The sequence below is a fragment of the Brevibacterium oceani genome (assembly GCF_017948325.1).
GTDB lineage: Bacteria > Actinomycetota > Actinomycetes > Actinomycetales > Brevibacteriaceae > Brevibacterium > Brevibacterium oceani.
In genome coordinates this window covers 316,801-332,388 of record NZ_CP072846.1, presented here as the reverse complement: position 1 = coordinate 332,388, position 15,588 = coordinate 316,801, and the positions used below count along the sequence as shown (strand labels likewise).

Here is a 15,588-nt window from a genome sequence, read left to right as displayed (position 1 = left end):
CTCTTGAATCAAGCAATGAACCATAGGTACAGTACCAGTATGTCTACAATGTCGCAGACCTCATCGCCCGCCAACGCTCGAACACTTCTGCTCCCCTATGCGCTCGGCCTCATCATCGCCATGCTCATCGTCCAGGTCGTCATCGCCGCCACCGGCGGAGAGGTCACAGTCCTCGCCGGGATCCTCACCGCCATTGTGGCTCTGGGAATCGCGGCGTGGCTGTGGAAGAACCTGCGCGTGCTCAAGCGTGTCCGCTTCGGAGTCGCCATCGCACACGTCATCGCGTTCGTCACGGTGACCACCTCGTACAACTTGCACGCGATCGTTCGCCTCATGGCCGCGGGCGCTGTCGACAGGACCGCTTCGGACATTGCTCAGGCCGCCCTCGGTGGCTCGTGGTTCGGAGTCACCATCGTCATGAGCGCCCTCTGGGGCTTCGGCCTGCTCATCCACCTCGTCGGCGCGGTCCTCGGCCGCGGCTGGGAGGACTGAGCGTGGCCGAGACGTCACGCGCCACTGGGGACGGCGAAGCCGCCGGCAAGATGGAGGGCGCGCCCAAACGATTCCTCTCCCCGGAGGAACAGGAGTGGCTCGACCATCGCGTCGACTCCTGGGTTGAGACGTACAAGAAGTCGATGCTCACTCCGGTCACGCTCTCCCTCGTCGCCGCGCATCAGCCGGCCGAGATCTCGACCATCGCCGAGGCGGTCACCGCCGCCACCGGCTGGCAGATCACCGAGCGCGGCCTCTACCGCACGATCAAACGTCTGCAGGATTCCGGCCTGCTGCAGAGCACCGCCGTCGCTGCCCCGCGGACCGGGGCGAAACGCAAACTTCTGTCCCTGACCCCGCTGGGGGCGAGCTTTCTCGACGGAATCAGGGGCAACCTCGTCGAGGTTCCGAGTCAATAGCGCCCTACCGTCATCGCCTCGACTCCCGACGGACCCGATCGTCCGGCCAACGGTCGTACGAACCTATGCGAACGCGGGCTCATTCGCTTCGAGCTTGGGAACCGCGACTCCCAGACGCCTGGCATCGGCAAGGACATCTCGCGGGTAGATGGCCTTCGCCTCATAATCGATATGACCGGTGTCCTGAGCCTGTCTCATCGCGACAGCGGGGACCGTGTCGGCGGCCAGCAGCTTCTTCATCACAATGGCGAGGACTCCCGCAGGAACATACTTCGCCGCGGCCGCGCCGAGCCTCGCGGTGCCGCCTTTCGCCGTGAGTACGGGGATCATGTCGCGGATGAGTCGGACGACTTCGCGCAGCGCCGGCCGCGATCGAACGAGAGCATCGAAACTTCCCATTCTCAGCCAACCGACCATGATGGCGGCATCGAGGATGATGTGAAACCACAGCCAGCTCCGGAAGTCTGCCACGTGCGAGATCGAGAATCCGGCGGCTTCGAAGAGCTCGGTGACCTCACGATGTCGGGTGGTGCGACTCGACCCATCGATATCGCCGAAGAAGACGGCTTTGACGAATCCGCCGCGCAGCGTATGACCGGAGAACCCTCCCCCGCCGCCGGGGAAGCCCCACACGACCTGCTCGTGCGGCAACGCCCTCACCACGTCTGCGGGCTCGGCCCAGACGTTGCTGAAGATGAGCACGGTGGCGCTGCCGACCCGAGTGCTGAGGAAGTCGACCACGGCCTCCAGTTGGTCGTGATTGACGCTGACGATGATGAGATCGTAGTCGTGATCGGGTTCGAGATCCTCACGCAGCGTGATCGGCCACGACCCTTTCACCGGCGTCCCCTTCACCGACTTCTTCCTGCCGTCTCTGATGTCCAGATCGACCGACCGGCCGAAGTCGGCGGCACGTCCGGGACGAACGTAGAAGTCGACATCGTTGCCCGCCTTGTCGAGGGCCCATCCATACAGCGTCGAAATGACGCCGCGTCCGAACATCAGTACCTTCATCTCCGCCACTCTCCTCTGCACCCTACGGTGCCTCTCGCTGCCCCACAGTATGTGGAACGCAGTTTCCACTTACGGATAGGCTAAGCGGAGGAATCATCGCTGCATTCCGAATCCGGAGGAAGTGAGAGAAGAAATGGCCGAGCCGACTCAGATCGACGCGCAGGACACCGGCAGCCACACCCCACGCACAAGGCTGCGAGCTGATGCCGCCCACAACCGTGCTCGTATCATCGCAGCGGCCAGGCAGCTCTTCGCTGACCGCGGCATCGACGTCCCCATGACCGCAATCGCCCGGCGAGCGGGGGTCGGCGCGGCCACCCTGTTCCGTCGGTTCCCAGATCGCAGGTCACTCATCGACGAGGTGTTCTCGACTCAGATCACGCATTGCGAATCGGTCCTCGACGATGCCGCGGCCGACCCGGACCCGTGGCACGGTTTCTGCACCTTCGTCGAAGAGCTCGGCCAGATGCAAGTCGAGGATCGTGGATTCACCGAGGCCTTCCTCACCACGATCGCCGACGACTCGGATTTTGACGAGAAGAGCAATCACGCAGAATCGACGTTTGCGAGACTCGCCCACCGGGCACAGGAATCCGGCCGACTGCGCCGCGACTTCGACCCCTCCGATCTGCTGCTCATCTTCTTCGCCAACAGCGGCGTCAGCATGGCTCCACCCGAGCACGCCCACGCACTCTCCAGGCGCCTCATCGCCTACCTGCTCCAGAGTTTCGACACGAAGGGTCACGGTAGCTGGCAGCCACTACCCCACCCCGGGCGAATGGCGCTCAAGGACGTCTTCGATTCTGCTTCTCAAACGGGTCGTCGACCGCTCACCCCTCCAGCAGGCCCTTGATGTCCGCGGCCGAGATCACCTCGCTGAACGCGCTGCCCTCGTCCATGAGCGCGGTGAAGAGTTCGGCCTTCTTCGTCTGCAGCGCGAGCACCTTCTCTTCGATCGTGTTCTCGGCGACGAGTCGGTAGACCATGACCTGCCGGGTCTGACCGATGCGGTGCGTCCGGTCGACGGCCTGATTCTCGGCCGCGGGATTCCACCACGGGTCGAGCAGGAACACGTAGTCAGCCTCGGTGAGGGTGAGTCCGAATCCGCCGGCCTTGAGGCTGATGAGGAACACGGGAGCGCTGCCCTCACGGAAGGCTTCGATGACCTTCGTCCGATCCGTCGTGGACCCGTCGAGGTAGACGTAGTCGATCCCGTTGTCCTCGAGTTCGGTCGCCACCGCACGCAGGTAGCTCGTGAACTGACTGAACACGAGCGCCCGGTGACCCTCGTCGCCGACCTCGCGAAGATGACTCATGAGCACCGCGAGTTTGCTCGAGGCGATCCCGGAGTCCGCGTAGGCGGCCACGATCCCGGGATCGAGCGCGAGCATCCGCAGCAGGGTCAGCGACCGGAAGATCGCGAACCGGTTCTTCTCGAAGTCGCCGAGGAGGCCGAGCACCTGCTTGCGTTCGCGCTGCAGCACCGTGTCGTAGAGTCGCCGGTGCGCGGGTTCGAGTTCGACGGTGAGCACCTGTTCCTGCTTCTCCGGCAGGTCTGCGGCGACGAGGTCCTTGGTCCGGCGCAGCATGAATGGGCGCAGCCGCGACCGCAGCCGATCCATCCGGCCCGGGGCCTCGCCCGATTCGATCGGCCGGCCGTAGTCGTCTCTGAAGCGCTTCGCGTTCGGAAACAGTCCCGGCGAGGTGATCGCCGTCAGCGACCACACATCGGTGAGCGAATTCTCCATCGGCGTGCCCGTGATCGCCAGCCGGAACGGGGCCTCGAGCCGACGGGCCGCTCGGTGCGTCTTCGCCTGGTGGTTCTTCATGAATTGGGCTTCGTCGAAGATGACGCCTGCCCAGTCGAGGTCGGCGAATTCGTCGATGTCGAGCCTCATCACCGCGTACGAGGTGACGACGATGTCGGCGCCGGCGACCGCCTCGGTGACGGGGCTCTTCCGCTTCTTCGCGGTCGCCCCGACCTCGGTCACGCTCAGGTGCGGGGTGAACTTGCGCGCCTCGAGCACCCAGTTCGCCACCACCGAGGTGGGAGCGACGACAAGGAACGGAGCCCGGGTCTCGCGTTCGCTCCGATCGTGGTCGATGAGGGCGAGTGTCTGCAGGGTCTTGCCCAGACCCATATCGTCGGCGAGGATCCCGCCGAGGTGGTGCTGACGGAGGAATGCCAACCACCGGAAGCCCTCCACCTGGTAGGGCCGCAGCTGCGCGTTCACGGTCTCGGGCACGGCCACCTCGGCGATGGTGTCGAGATTGCGCAGCCCGCGTCCATGAGTTCGGACCATCGGGGATCGTCGGCGACGTCATCGGCGAGGTCTTCGAACTCGTCGTACAGGGCGGTCTGATAGCGGCTGATCTGCGGATTCTCGGGCGAGAAGCCGTCGAGGGCGTTCGCCTCGGCGAGCAGTTCGCGCAGGCGATCGAAGGCGGGGTTGTCCAGGGAGAAGAACGATCCGTCCTCGAGGATGAGGTGGGACTGCTCTTGGGCGAGTGCGGTGAACAGGTCGACGAAGGGGATCTCACGGCCGTCGACAGAGACGTCGATGCCGAGGTCGAACCAGTCCGAGTCATCGGTCGCCTCCGTGCGGACGCTCACCTGTGGGGTCGCCTCGAGTTCACGGAAGTCGGGGGCGTTGTCGCTGTCTGCGTAGGTGACGGTGACGTCGTCGAGCTCGTCGATTCGGGGCAGGACCCGGGTGCTGTAGGTGGCGGCATCGATGCCGCTCAGGGTGGTCGATTCTGTTCGGGCAGCGTCGGGGTCGATGGCGCGCAATCGGCGGAGCACAGCGTGTTCGAACTTCTGGTCGCGGCCGCGCACTTGGTCGGACAGTTCGCTGTGGTGAGGCACCAAGGGGAACGTCCGTTGCGGCGAATAGTAGGTCCATGACCAGGACAGACGCATCGTCGGAGTGGTTGGGCTCTGGTCGCGGCGGTGCTTGTCGGAGCCGCGTTTGGCTGGGTCGCGCTTGTCGGGGCCTTCGTAGCTGATGTGCAGGTTGAGGTGCGGGGACTTCTCGACGGGCAGGTCGACGGATCCGTCGCTGCTGAAGACCCGCTGGTCGCCGGCGTGGTCGCTGCCAGTGCGGTCACTGCCGCGCCGGTTCGGCGGCGTCCGCAGAAGCGGGAGGATGCGGCCGAAGAAATCCTCGTGACCCGTGGCCGGAATTCTGGTCACGGCGGCGTCGCTGAGGATGGTGTGCTGCGGTGGGGTCAGTGGTTCGTTCAGTGGCGCAAGGGTGATCCGAGCCTTCGACTTGCCGACCATCTCCAGGCCGTAGACGCCGGTGCGTCCGATGGGTCGGACATTACGGGCAGGGACCTGTCGACCGTCGATGGCGATGTCGGAGCGAAGCAGGAGGTCGTCATCACTGCTGGTGAGATCGAGGTGGAATTCCGCCTGCCGACCCAGCTGGATCTCGATCTGTTTGTCGGCACTGACGAGAGGAATATCGAGGTCAGCGGCCTGGTTGAGCAGCTCCCAGAGGAAGGGCGAACCGAAGTCATCGAGCGAGAGCATTGCGGTCGCGGACGCATAGCCGGGGCGGCCGAGACCGTCGTCAAGGGTGACCAAGCGGTAGAACCATTCGAACTGGTCGGCATCGAAGCGGGAGGCGTTGAGTCGTGAGGTGAACCAGTGCCACCCCGCCTGTCCTTTGATCCAGTTGCCCTTCGCTCCGGGTACGAGCGGTCGCGCGTACAACTGCGGCTCGGGTTCGTCGGCGAGCTCGGTGACCTTGAGCCTCGAGGGGGCTCTGTTGAAATAGCTGCGCTGCGGGGGACGGTGGAGTTCGAAGCCGAGGGCCACGGCCTCCGTCTGCGGACTCGAACCGAGGGACGCCTCGACGATGCGGTCGAGCCGTTGCTGCCATTCCGGTTTCGGCGGGCACCGGGCAGGTGCCCTCCTCCAGTCGAGACTCTCTTCAACGCCGAAAGGCCCTGCACCCCAGACCGGATCCGATTCGGTGACTTCCAGCGTACGGTCGGACCCGTGGTTGAGGATCGCGGATGTCCGCAGTTCCAGCATCTGCTGGTTGTTGACGATGAGTACGGCGACACAGTGTTTGCAGCCGCCGCCGACCGGGCAGGTGCAGTCGGTGTAGAGGACCTCGCCTGGCACTTCTTCGTCCTCGAAGACGATGGTCGTCTGATAGAGCCCACCGGATCCGGCGACATCGGCGATGAGTTCTCGCTCGTCTTCGTGCCACACCATGCGCAGCACCTGACCCTGCCGCGCATAGTCACTGCCGCGCGCGAATGCACCGGGGTCAACGAGGCTCTTCAGTTCGTCCCTCGGGACGACGGTCATGGCTCGATCCATGCCACCAGTCTTCCACTTGCCGCTGACACGGCTCTCATCGCATCGGTCGGGGAGTCACCCCCTCACAGGAGCTGAACTCCCCGACGGACGGCAGCCGACCGGGCGGGCAGATCAGACCAGTCGGCTGCCGTGACCGGAATCAGGCGCCTGCGCGTTCGGCTCCTGCCATCGCGGAGCTGCCCAGGTCACTCTTCGGCAGTGCCTGTCCGGAGCCGACGGCTTCCGCCCAGGCGGCGGTGTCGGCGACGGCAGCGAAGTTCGAGTTGAGTAGGGCGAGCAGGGTCGTGTGCACCGTCTTCGCATCGGCGAATCCGGCATCGTTGGCGATGTTGATCGCTCCGGTGGCGTCGCCGAGGACCTCTGTGGTGAACCCGAGGCCTTCGGCTTCGACCGCCGAGGCGAGGATGCAGTTGTTCGTCATGAACCCGACCAAGGTCACGGTGTCGATTCCCTGCTCGCGCAGCCATTCGGCGAGGTCGGTGCCGGCGTAGACCGACCCGTTCTCCTTGACCAGAGACTTCCACGAGTCGGCCCGCCGCGATTCCACCTCGGGGTGGAGCGCGAATCCGGGAGCATCCGGGTCGAACACCGGAGCACCGCTTCCCATCGTGTGCTGGACTGCGACGACCGGGATGTCCGCGGCGGCCGCAGCGTCGATGGCCTGCGTGATCTTGGCCAAGGACTCCTGCGGGTTCGGGTACTGGATGACCAGTGGGCTGTCGGCGAAGTAGTCCCGCTGGATGTCGACGAGGACGAGGGCGCGGCGTGGGGTAGTCATTTCGGGTCTCCTTCTAGCGGGTGGCATCGGATGACTCCACTCTCGCCGTCCCGATGGATCATCACCATAGGCGCAATGACACAGTTACGATGGATTCACGCCAACATCCGGTCAGCACTCGTTCGATCGGTCGCCCACCCCCTGCGGTCACCCGCCTCGGTGATCGCCCACCCCGCAGCCGCCCGGCAGGAAGGACACCATGCGCATCGCGATCTTCGCCTTCGACGGCATCACGATGTTCCATCTCTCGGTCCCGCAGATGGTCTTCGACGAGGTCACCCGCCTCGGCGCGGCCGAGTGGTCGACCGTCGTCTTCTCCGCGGACGGGAATCCCATCCGCACTGCGGAGGGGTATGAGATCGCAGGGCTCTCCGGCGCCGAGGCGGCCGACGGTGCCGATATCATCGTCGTTCCGTCCTGGCATGAGGATGCGCGTCCGGCCGAGCCCGACCTGTGTCGACTGCTGACGAAGGAACACGAGAGGGGGTCGACGATCGTGGGGCTGTGTCTGGGGACGATCCCGGTCGCGGATGCGGGTCTGCTGACGAATCGGCATGCCGTCACCCATTGGAGGGCCTTCGATCGGCTCATCGAACGGCACCCCGAACTGCAGGTCGATGAAAGCGTGCTCTACATCGACGACGGGGACGTGCTCACCGCCGCAGGAACCGCGTCCGGGCTCGACGCATGTCTCCACCTCGTCCGCAGCCGCCTCGGCGCCGCCGTCGCGAACGAGGTCGCGCGCAGCCTCGTCATCGCCCCGCACCGCGACGGCGGTCAGGCACAGTACATTCAGCGACCGCTGCCGGCACGAACCGGGGACGACCCGATCTCACGGGTCCTCGATTGGGCGCTCGACCACCTCGGCGAACCGCTGACCATCGCCGATCTCGCCGCCGCGGCGCACATGAGCACGCGCACCTTCGTTCGGGCCTTCCGCTCCGCCACAGGAACCACTCCCGCGGCCTGGGTGCGGTCGCGTCGGCTCGATGAGTCGCGTCGCCTGCTCGAGACGACCGATCACTCGATCGAGCGGATCGCCGCGGAGACGGGTTTCGGCAGCGTCGTGACCTTCCGGCAGAGCTTCACCGAGGAGTTCCGGACCACGCCGTCGACCTACCGCCGACGCTTCGACGCCCGGCAGGGGTGAGGGAAAGCCCGGCAGGGGTGAAGCGCCAGCGGGGGTGAGGGAACGGCCTCACATCTCTTCGTGCGTGAGCGGGTCCCGGTCCTTCATCCGACCGCGCTCGAGTCCGGAGATCGCGGCCACCTCGGCGGGGGTGAGGGAGAACTCGAAGACGTCGGCGTTGGACCGCTGGCGTTCGAAGTTCGCCGACTTCGGGATCGGGATGGAACCGGCCTCGATATGCCAGCGCAGGACCACCTGGGCGGGGGTGACATCGTGGGCGGCGGCCGCCTCGGCGATGGGGGTTTCGTCGAAGAGTCCCTGGTCACGGTAGAGCGGGGACCAACTCTCGGTCTGCACGCCGATGGAGCGGTGGAAGGCGATGAGATCGGCCTGCGGGAAATAAGGGTGGAGCTCGACCTGATTGACGGCGGGGGTGACCCCGGTTGCGTCGATGAGCTCGGTGATCATGGCCTCGGTGAAGTTCGAGACGCCGATGGACTTCACGAGCCCGCGTTCGCGCAGTTCGATGAGCCCGCGCCACGTGTCGACGTACTTGCCGACGCTGGGATTGGGCCAGTGGATGAGGTGGAGGTCGAGGTAGTCGAGGCCGAGCCGGGCCAGGGATTCCTCGGTGCTCGCGATCGCCTCGTCGAAGCCGTGGTGGCGGCCGGGGATCTTGCTCGTGACGAACAGGTCCTCGCGTGGGGCGCCGGTGTTGACGATGGCTTGGCCGACCTCGCGCTCGTTCTCGTAGTTGACCGCGGTGTCGAGGAGGGTGTAGCCGTTGTCGATGCCCGATTCGATCGCGTCGACGCCCTCCTCGCCCTTCATCGCGTAGATGCCGAGCCCGAGCTGCGGGATCGCGCGCCCGTCGTTGAGGTCGAGGGTGGGGATGATGGCTGGGGTGGTGTAGTCAAAGGAGTTGGCCATGGTTCCACCCTATGTCCGCCGAGGTGGCGCTGACCAGGGTGGGGCGTTGGATTGTGCGTCCTGCGGGTGGATCCACCGCGATATCGACGCCGAATTCGGGATGGATCCACCCGCAGGAGACACCCGGAACGGACTTCCGACAACCCGTCTTGGGATAGCGTGGAGATATGGAGACAACAGCACGAGCTGCGGGCTTTGTGAGGGCGCGGGCGCGGAAGCGCTGAAACTCAGGCGTCGAGCGCCTTGACCAACCTCGCCGAGGCGGTGTTCCGGTAGGAATCGACGAGCAGTTCTCGGATCTCTCCGTCGTCGAGGTCGGCGAATTCGAGGCCGACCCAACCGGAGGGTCCGAGGTACATGGGGACGAAGCTTCCCGGACGTTCGAGGAGCACCTCGGCGTCGAGGGGGTTGGGTTTGATAAGCATCGCGTGGGGCCGTTGTTCCATCTCCTTCGGGCCGATCTTCAGTGTTCCGCCGAAGATGGCGAAGGTCTTCTTCGTGAAGAAGGTGGGCCGTCCGTGGGAGATCTTTTCGGCGGCTTCCGGCAGTGTCAGCGCGATCGTGCGGAACCGCTGCAGCAGCGGATCGTCGTCTTCGAACATATGTGGGTGCGCCATAGATCCACGGTACTGCCTGTCTCACCTCCGCGGAACCGCACACCTTCGGTGCGCGGATTGCCTCACCCACGGCGTACTGTGCATTCTGTGAGTGAAACGCCATCCCTCCGACTGCGTCAGCGCGGGGCCCGCGCGGTGACCCTGGTCCTCGCGATCGCGGCTGTCATCGTCGTGGCCGCAGGAGGCCTGACATGGGCTGAACTCGGCGAGCTGTCGACGACCACGGTGCCGGTGCTCGCGTTCGTCCTGTCGATGACCATCGTGGCGGAGCTGGCGAGCGTCGCGGGCGTCTTCACGGTCCTGGCCGGACATCTCGCGCTGTGGGGTCGGGGACGCGTAACAGTGTTGTGGGCCCTCGTCCTCGTTATGATCGTGCTCATCACTGCGTTCATGTCCTTGGACACGACCGCCGTGCTCGTGACTCCGATCATCGTCGTCCTGGCCCGGCGGATCGGCCTGTCTCCGCTGCCGTTCGCCCTGGCCACGGTGTGGTTGGCGAACACGGGCTCGCTGTTCCTGCCGGTGTCGAATCTGACGAACCTCATCGCCGGCGACACATTCGGGACCGCGCCGGCCGACTTCATCGGATTCCTCTGGGCCCCGGCCCTGGCGTCCGTCCTCATCACGATCGGCATGCTCACGATCGTCTACCGACGGTCGCTGACGGGCCGGTACCGACTCGACACTCCCACCGAGGCGCCCGACCGCCTCCTGCTCATGATCGCCATGGTGGTCGTCGGCCTGCTCGTCCCTCTGCTCGTGTCCGGAATCGATGTCGCCGTCGTCGCCGGCGGGGCCGCCGCGGTGCTGCTCATCGCGTTTGCGATCCGCAATCGCGGCGCACTGAGTTTCGGGCTCGTTCCCTGGCGGACTCTGGGATTCGCCGCGAGCCTCTTCGTCCTCGTCCAGGCGGCACATTCGCACGGCTTGGCGGCGGTCGCGACTGCCGCCGCGGGGACAGGCGATGATTTCGTCGGTCTGCTGCAGGTGGCTGCCGTCGGGGCGCTCGGCGCGAACGCGGTCAATAACCTTCCCGCGTTCATGGCGCTCGCTCCAGTCGCAGAGTCTCCCCTGCGGATGGGCGCTCTGCTCATCGGAGTGAACCTGGCACCTCTGGTCTCACCGTGGGCGTCCCTGGCGACCCTGCTGTGGCATCAGCGTCTGAAGAGCTTGGGCGTGGAGATCTCCTGGCGCCGATATGCCCTGCTCGGAGCAGTTCTCGCCGCCGTGCTGGTGCCGATCACGGTTGTCGCGCTCTGGGCTGCCGCGGCGGGTGGTTGACTCGGCGGCGATGCCGAAGGTCCAGTTCGCGTCGTTCACGGCCGCCTTCATCACTTGAGGGCGCCGAGCACCTCGTTGAGCGCTTCGGTGGCCGAGGGGTGGGTGTAGATCGTGTCGCGCAGCTCGGTCGCGGTCACGTCGTGGCGCATGGCCAGCGCGACGGTGTTGATGACCTCCTGCGAGTGCACGTGGACGAGGGCCGCGCCGAGGATGTGGTCGGTCTTCGCGTCGACGACGAACTTGACGATGCCGCGCGGGTCGCCTTCGATCTTCGCCCGGGGTGCCGCTGCGATGTCGGCCATGAGCTTCGCGCCGACCTTGATCTCATGCCCTTCGTCCCGGGCGGCCCTCTCGGTCAGGCCGACGCGGGCGACGGGCGGAGTGAGAAACATCGTGTACGGTACGGAGCTGCGGTCCTTCGTCGACCGTCTGCCCTCGCCGAGGAGTTGGTCGGCGAGGATCCGGTTGTCGTCGAGGGAGATGTAGGTGAACATCGGTCCGCCGTTGACGTCGCCGAACGCGAAGACGCCATCGGCCGTGGTGCGCAGGTGGTCGTCGACGGCGATGAAGCCACGCTCATCGGTGGCGATGCCGGCCTTCTCGAGGCCGAGGTCGGCGGTGGCGGGCTTGCGTCCGACGGCGAGGAGGACCGCCTCGGCGTCGATGGTCTTCTCTTCGTCTCCGACCGTGTAGGTCACTGTCGCGGAGTCTGCACCGTCGTTGACCGCGGTCACGGACGCGTCGTTGACGATGGTGACCCCGTCATCGGCCAGAGCCTGGGCGACCACCTCGGCGACGTCGTCATCCTCATTCGCCAGCGGACGCGGGCCGCGGTCGAGGACGGTGACCTGGGAGCCGAAGTGGGCGAACATCGATCCGAACTCGAGGCCGATGTAGCCGCCGCCGACGATGACGAGGCGCTTGGGGAAGGGATCGACGTGTTGCAGGGATTCGGAGTCGTGGATGCGGCCGCCGAGCCGGGCGCCGTCGATGGGCGGGATGTTCGCAACGGATCCGGTGTTGACGACGACGGTGTCGGCGGTGATCGTCATGGTGTCGGCACCGCCGGTGACGCGGACTTCGCGTTCGCCGGAGAACTCGGCGCGACCGTTGACAAGCAGAACCGAGTCGAGGCCGGCGAGCATCGAGTGGTTCTTCTTCCGCATCGCCCCGGTCAGTGTGTCGCGGCGTCTGACGGCCTTGGCGAAGTATTCGTCGGTGTCGTCATCGGCGCGTTTGTTCTCGGCATCGTGGACGAGGATCTTCGTGGGGATGCAGGCGATGTTGATGCAGGCGCCGCCGATCATCATCTCCGACTGCTCGACGACGGCGACCTTCTTGCCTGCCCTGGCCATGGTGCCGGCGAGGGTCTTGCCGCCCTTGCCCCAGCCGATGACGAGGAGGTCGACATGCTCGGTGTGCTCTGTTGAAGTGGTCTGCTGATCGGTCATCTTAGAGTCCTCTCACGTCGGTGAAAGTCACTCTACTCCCGAGCAGACAACACCACCGTCGTCCCTCTATTTGCTACCCGACGGCGGCCCAGCAACCTCGCGCCAAGTTGCTGGGCCGCCGTCGGGTGGTGCGGGGAGGTGGTCAACCCGTCAGCGGACTAGGGCGGGTTTCTTGGCGTCGAAGGACCAGCCGGGGACCAGGTACTGCATCGCGATCGAGTCATCACGAGAACCCAGGCCGTGTTCGACGTAGAGTTCGTGCGCTGCGGTCAGCTTGTCCTCATCGATCGTCACGCCGAGGCCCGGGGCCTGGGGCACGGCGATCTGCCCGTCGACGATCTTCAGGGGATCGGTCGTCAGCTCCTGACCGTCCTGCCAGATCCAGTGGGTGTCGAGCGCGGTGATCTCACCCGGTGCAGCGGCTCCGACGTGAGTGAACATCGCCAGGGAGATGTCGAAATGGTTGTTCGAGTGCGAACCCCAGGTCAGGCCGAAGTCGTGACACATCTGAGAGACCCGGTGAGAACCGGACATGGTCCAGAAGTGCGGGTCCGCCAACGGAATGTCGACGGCGTTCGTCCTAATCGCGTGCGCCATCTCCCGCCAATCGGTGGCGATCATATTCGTCGCCGTCCGCAGACCCGTGGCGCGACGGAACTCGGCCATGACCTCGCGTCCGGAGAATCGGCCTTCAGCGCCGACCGGGTCCTCCGCATAGGCGACGACTCCGTTCATCACCTTGCCGTATTCGATCGCGTCCTCGAGCAGCCATCCGCCGTTCGGGTCAAGCGTGATCCTCGCATCCGGGAACGCCTCGGCAAGCGCCGTGACGGTCTCCACTTCGCGATCGCCCGCGAGGACTCCGCCCTTGAGCTTGAAGTCCTTGAACCCGTACTTCGCCGAGGCGGCCTCGGCGAGTGCGACGATCGACTCCGGCGTCAGCGCCTCCTCCCGACGCAATCGGTCCCACCCGGAGGCACCCGGCTGCCGCAGGTAGTCAAGATCCGTGGCATCGGGATCGCCGACATAGAAGAGGTACCCGAGCATCGGCACGGCGTCGCGCTGCTGACCGGCAGCCAGCAGATCAGCGACCGGCAGTCCGAGGAACTGACCGTGGAGGTCGAGAAGCGCCGACTCGATCGCGGCCGTCGCGTGGACGCCGACGCGCAGGTCGAAGGTCTGGTTGCCCCGCCCACCGGCATCGACGGCTGCGAATCGCTGATGCAGCTCCGACACGATCCGATTGACCTGGGCGACGCGACGACCAGTGATATCGCGCCCGGCATCTTCGATGGCGGCCTTGATGTTCTCGCCACCAGGCACTTCACCGAGGCCGGTCCGCCCGTCGCTGTCGGTGATGAGGACGATGTTGCGGGTGAAGTAGGGCCCGTGGGCGCCCGACAGGTTGAGCAGCATCGAATCGCGACCGGCCACCGGCACGACGCGCACGGAGGCGATCCTCGGGGTGGTCACCGCGGTCTGTGTCGTCATCGCCGCTCCCTTCATGATGCGTTCATGCCTGTTCCACTGATAGCCGCGTGGTCGACCTCCGAGGTAGTCGTCACCACGCCGTCGATCGTCTGCACGACCGACCATGGGTTGTCATCGGCGATGGGTGCGGGCAGCAGCGCGGCGGGTACCGCCTGGTAGCTGACCGGGCGGAGGAACCGGTCGATGGCGAGCGATCCCACTGAGGTCGTCGCCGGCGCCGAGGTGGCTGGGAACGGTCCGCCATGGACCATCGCGTGTCCGACCTCCACCCCGGTGGGCCAGCCGTTGAACAGGATCCGTCCGCACAGGTCTTCGAGGACGGGAAGCAGCCGTCCGGCCGCCTCGATGTCGGCCTCGGTGGCGTGGATCGTCGTCGTCAGCTGCCCCTCGATCCCGGCGAGGGTTTCGAGCAGATCATCGACTCCGTCATAGCGGACCAGCACCGAGGCGGCTCCGAAGATCTCCTCGCTCAGTACGTCGTTGTTCCGCAGCGCTTCGGAGGATGCGGTGAAGACGACCGGAGCCGGGGCATTGGCGCCCGCACCCGGAGCACCGGTACCGACCGTGGACACCTCGTTTTGGGCGTCGAGTGCGGCAACACCGCGGTCGAACGCCTCAGCGATGGAGGGGGTGAGCATAGTCTGCCCGGTCTGTTGGGTGATGAGCTCACCGACCGCCTCGGCGAAGGCGTCACCATCGGTTCCGGCCGGGACCAGCACGAGACCTGGTGCCGTGCACAGTTGGCCGCTCGAGCCGGTCAGGGAGGTGATGAACTGTTCTGCAAGGCCACGGGCGCCGTCCCCAGCCAGGGCTCCATTGAGGAGGATCACCGGGTTGATCGAGCTCATCTCCGCATAAACGGGAATGGGCACAGTCCGAGCCTGAGCGGTGGCCTGCAGCGCCAGCCCGCCGGAGCGGGAACCGGTGAACCCGACTGCAGCGATCCGCGGGTCCGCGACGAGCTGCTGTCCGACGGAGGCACCGGAGCCGAAGACGAGGGAGAACACTCCCGGGTTGAGCCCATTGGAGGCGACCGCCTCGGTGATGGCTCGCCCGACGATCTCGCCGGTTCCCGGGTGCGCGTTGTGGGCCTTGACGATGACCGGGCAGCCGGCAGCGAGCGCCGAGGCGGTGTCGCCGCCGGCGACGGAGAAGGCCAGGGGGAAGTTGCTGGCGCCGAAGACGACGACCGGTCCGACGGGCACGCGGCGCTGCCGGATGTCCAAGCGCGGTGCCGGAGTGCGCTCGGGCTGAGCCGGGTCGATGCGGGCACCATGGAAGTTCCCGGTCCGAACCACCTCGGCGAACAGTCGCAGCTGTCCGACGGTGCGTCCGACTTCTCCATTGAGGCGGGCCGACGGCAGCCCGGTCTCGGCCATGGCGCGGTCGACGAGCGGTTCACGGACGGCCTCGATGTTTGCGGCGATGGTCTCGAGGAAGGCTGCCCGCTCGTCCGGGGTGGTCGCTCGGTAGCTCGCGGACGCCTGCTTCGCGGCGTCCACGGCCTGCTCGACCTGAGTTTCGTCGAGGAAGGTGTAGTCCGGTGTCAGGGTCTGTCCGGTGCTCGGATCGATGGCGTTCGTCGTGGCACCGTTGCCGGTGACCGGGTTTCCTGCGATGAGGGAGAGTCCAGTGAGTTCGGTCATGGGT

General features: G+C 66.0%; 14 protein-coding genes. 5 read left to right on the top strand and 9 right to left on the bottom strand.

What is annotated here, in order from left to right:
- Positions 1-39: 39 nt before the first annotated feature.
- Together J9314_RS01505 and J9314_RS01500 are read left to right on the top strand one after the other, a co-directional pair.
- Positions 40-492, top strand: a complete 453-nt coding sequence (locus tag J9314_RS01505) for a hypothetical protein (RefSeq protein ID WP_210604157.1) — start codon at positions 40-42, stop codon at positions 490-492.
- Between the two features lie 2 nt (positions 493-494).
- Positions 495-911 (top strand): PadR family transcriptional regulator, encoded by a 417-nt coding sequence (locus tag J9314_RS01500; RefSeq protein WP_246490551.1) that lies wholly within the window; start codon positions 495-497, stop codon positions 909-911.
- 63 nt (positions 912-974) lie between these two features.
- Here the strand turns inward: J9314_RS01500 and J9314_RS01495 are convergent, their stop codons facing one another.
- Entirely contained in the window at positions 975-1,925 is a 951-nt protein-coding gene (locus J9314_RS01495; protein WP_210604156.1) for a ketopantoate reductase family protein, read from the bottom strand.
- Between the two features lie 133 nt (positions 1,926-2,058).
- Here J9314_RS01495 and J9314_RS01490 point away from each other — a divergent pair, with 133 nt between their 5' ends.
- Complete coding sequence (locus J9314_RS01490; RefSeq protein WP_210604155.1) at positions 2,059-2,778, top strand: TetR/AcrR family transcriptional regulator; 720 nt, start codon at positions 2,059-2,061, stop codon at positions 2,776-2,778.
- On the opposite strand, the gene J9314_RS01485 is transcribed toward J9314_RS01490, so the two are convergent.
- From J9314_RS01485 to J9314_RS01475, 3 genes are all read right to left on the bottom strand, one after another.
- Positions 2,756-4,228 carry a DEAD/DEAH box helicase gene (locus J9314_RS01485; RefSeq protein WP_210604154.1) on the bottom strand — a complete coding sequence of 491 codons (1,473 nt, stop codon included), beginning with the start codon at positions 4,226-4,228 and terminating at the stop codon, positions 2,756-2,758. The genes J9314_RS01490 and J9314_RS01485 overlap by 23 nt on opposite strands.
- Positions 4,156-6,261 (bottom strand): SNF2 helicase associated domain-containing protein, encoded by a 2,106-nt coding sequence (locus J9314_RS01480; protein WP_210604153.1) that lies wholly within the window; start codon positions 6,259-6,261, stop codon positions 4,156-4,158. The genes J9314_RS01485 and J9314_RS01480 overlap by 73 nt, the downstream gene beginning before the upstream one ends.
- A 139-nt stretch (positions 6,262-6,400) precedes the next feature.
- On the bottom strand, positions 6,401-7,039 hold the full coding sequence (locus J9314_RS01475; protein ID WP_210604152.1) for an isochorismatase family protein: 639 nt from the start codon (positions 7,037-7,039) through the stop codon (positions 6,401-6,403).
- Positions 7,040-7,238: 199 nt separating this feature from the next.
- On the opposite strand from J9314_RS01475, the gene J9314_RS01470 reads away from it, so the two are divergent.
- Positions 7,239-8,189 carry a GlxA family transcriptional regulator gene (locus J9314_RS01470; protein ID WP_210604151.1) on the top strand — a complete coding sequence of 317 codons (951 nt, stop codon included), beginning with the start codon at positions 7,239-7,241 and terminating at the stop codon, positions 8,187-8,189.
- A gap of 48 nt (positions 8,190-8,237) precedes the next feature.
- On the opposite strand, the gene J9314_RS01465 is transcribed toward J9314_RS01470, so the two are convergent.
- Positions 8,238-9,098 carry an aldo/keto reductase gene (locus tag J9314_RS01465; RefSeq protein WP_210604150.1) on the bottom strand — a complete coding sequence of 287 codons (861 nt, stop codon included), beginning with the start codon at positions 9,096-9,098 and terminating at the stop codon, positions 8,238-8,240.
- 227 nt (positions 9,099-9,325) lie between these two features.
- The gene (locus tag J9314_RS01460) at positions 9,326-9,715 is read right to left on the bottom strand and encodes an MmcQ/YjbR family DNA-binding protein (protein WP_246490550.1); all 390 of its coding nucleotides are present in this window, start codon (positions 9,713-9,715) and stop codon (positions 9,326-9,328) included.
- An 87-nt stretch (positions 9,716-9,802) separates the two neighbouring features.
- Between J9314_RS01460 and J9314_RS01455 the strand changes: the two genes are divergently transcribed.
- Positions 9,803-10,996: an ArsB/NhaD family transporter gene (locus J9314_RS01455; protein ID WP_246490549.1), complete on the top strand. Its 1,194-nt coding sequence runs from the start codon at positions 9,803-9,805 to the stop codon at positions 10,994-10,996.
- 50 nt (positions 10,997-11,046) lie between these two features.
- Here the strand turns inward: J9314_RS01455 and J9314_RS01450 are convergent, their stop codons facing one another.
- The 3 genes from J9314_RS01450 to J9314_RS01440 all read right to left on the bottom strand — a co-directional run bounded on the left by J9314_RS01450 (position 11,047) and on the right by J9314_RS01440 (position 15,584).
- Positions 11,047-12,447, bottom strand: coding sequence for a dihydrolipoyl dehydrogenase family protein (locus tag J9314_RS01450; protein WP_210604148.1), 1,401 nt, complete (start codon positions 12,445-12,447; stop codon positions 11,047-11,049).
- 150 nt (positions 12,448-12,597) lie between these two features.
- Positions 12,598-13,938 carry an enolase C-terminal domain-like protein gene (locus tag J9314_RS01445; RefSeq protein ID WP_210604147.1) on the bottom strand — a complete coding sequence of 447 codons (1,341 nt, stop codon included), beginning with the start codon at positions 13,936-13,938 and terminating at the stop codon, positions 12,598-12,600.
- An 11-nt stretch (positions 13,939-13,949) separates the two neighbouring features.
- Positions 13,950-15,584 carry an aldehyde dehydrogenase (NADP(+)) gene (locus J9314_RS01440; protein ID WP_210604146.1) on the bottom strand — a complete coding sequence of 545 codons (1,635 nt, stop codon included), beginning with the start codon at positions 15,582-15,584 and terminating at the stop codon, positions 13,950-13,952.
- Between the last annotated feature and the right edge of the window lie 4 nt (positions 15,585-15,588).

What these genes read in the sequence shown, in the direction of transcription:
- J9314_RS01505 (WP_210604157.1), top strand. Translation starts at nt 40, where the DNA reads ATGTCTACAATGTCGCAGACCTCATCGCCCGCCAACGCTCGAACACTT.
- J9314_RS01495 (WP_210604156.1), bottom strand. Translation starts at nt 1,925, where the DNA reads ATGAAGGTACTGATGTTCGGACGCGGCGTCATTTCGACGCTGTATGGA.
- J9314_RS01490 (WP_210604155.1), top strand. Translation starts at nt 2,059, where the DNA reads ATGGCCGAGCCGACTCAGATCGACGCGCAGGACACCGGCAGCCACACC.
- J9314_RS01485 (WP_210604154.1), bottom strand. Translation starts at nt 4,228, where the DNA reads ATGGTCCGAACTCATGGACGCGGGCTGCGCAATCTCGACACCATCGCC.
- J9314_RS01480 (WP_210604153.1), bottom strand. Translation starts at nt 6,261, where the DNA reads ATGGATCGAGCCATGACCGTCGTCCCGAGGGACGAACTGAAGAGCCTC.
- J9314_RS01475 (WP_210604152.1), bottom strand. Translation starts at nt 7,039, where the DNA reads ATGACTACCCCACGCCGCGCCCTCGTCCTCGTCGACATCCAGCGGGAC.
- J9314_RS01470 (WP_210604151.1), top strand. Translation starts at nt 7,239, where the DNA reads ATGCGCATCGCGATCTTCGCCTTCGACGGCATCACGATGTTCCATCTC.
- J9314_RS01465 (WP_210604150.1), bottom strand. Translation starts at nt 9,098, where the DNA reads ATGGCCAACTCCTTTGACTACACCACCCCAGCCATCATCCCCACCCTC.
- J9314_RS01460 (WP_246490550.1), bottom strand. Translation starts at nt 9,715, where the DNA reads ATGGCGCACCCACATATGTTCGAAGACGACGATCCGCTGCTGCAGCGG.
- J9314_RS01450 (WP_210604148.1), bottom strand. Translation starts at nt 12,447, where the DNA reads ATGACCGATCAGCAGACCACTTCAACAGAGCACACCGAGCATGTCGAC.
- J9314_RS01445 (WP_210604147.1), bottom strand. Translation starts at nt 13,938, where the DNA reads ATGACGACACAGACCGCGGTGACCACCCCGAGGATCGCCTCCGTGCGC.
- J9314_RS01440 (WP_210604146.1), bottom strand. Translation starts at nt 15,584, where the DNA reads ATGACCGAACTCACTGGACTCTCCCTCATCGCAGGAAACCCGGTCACC.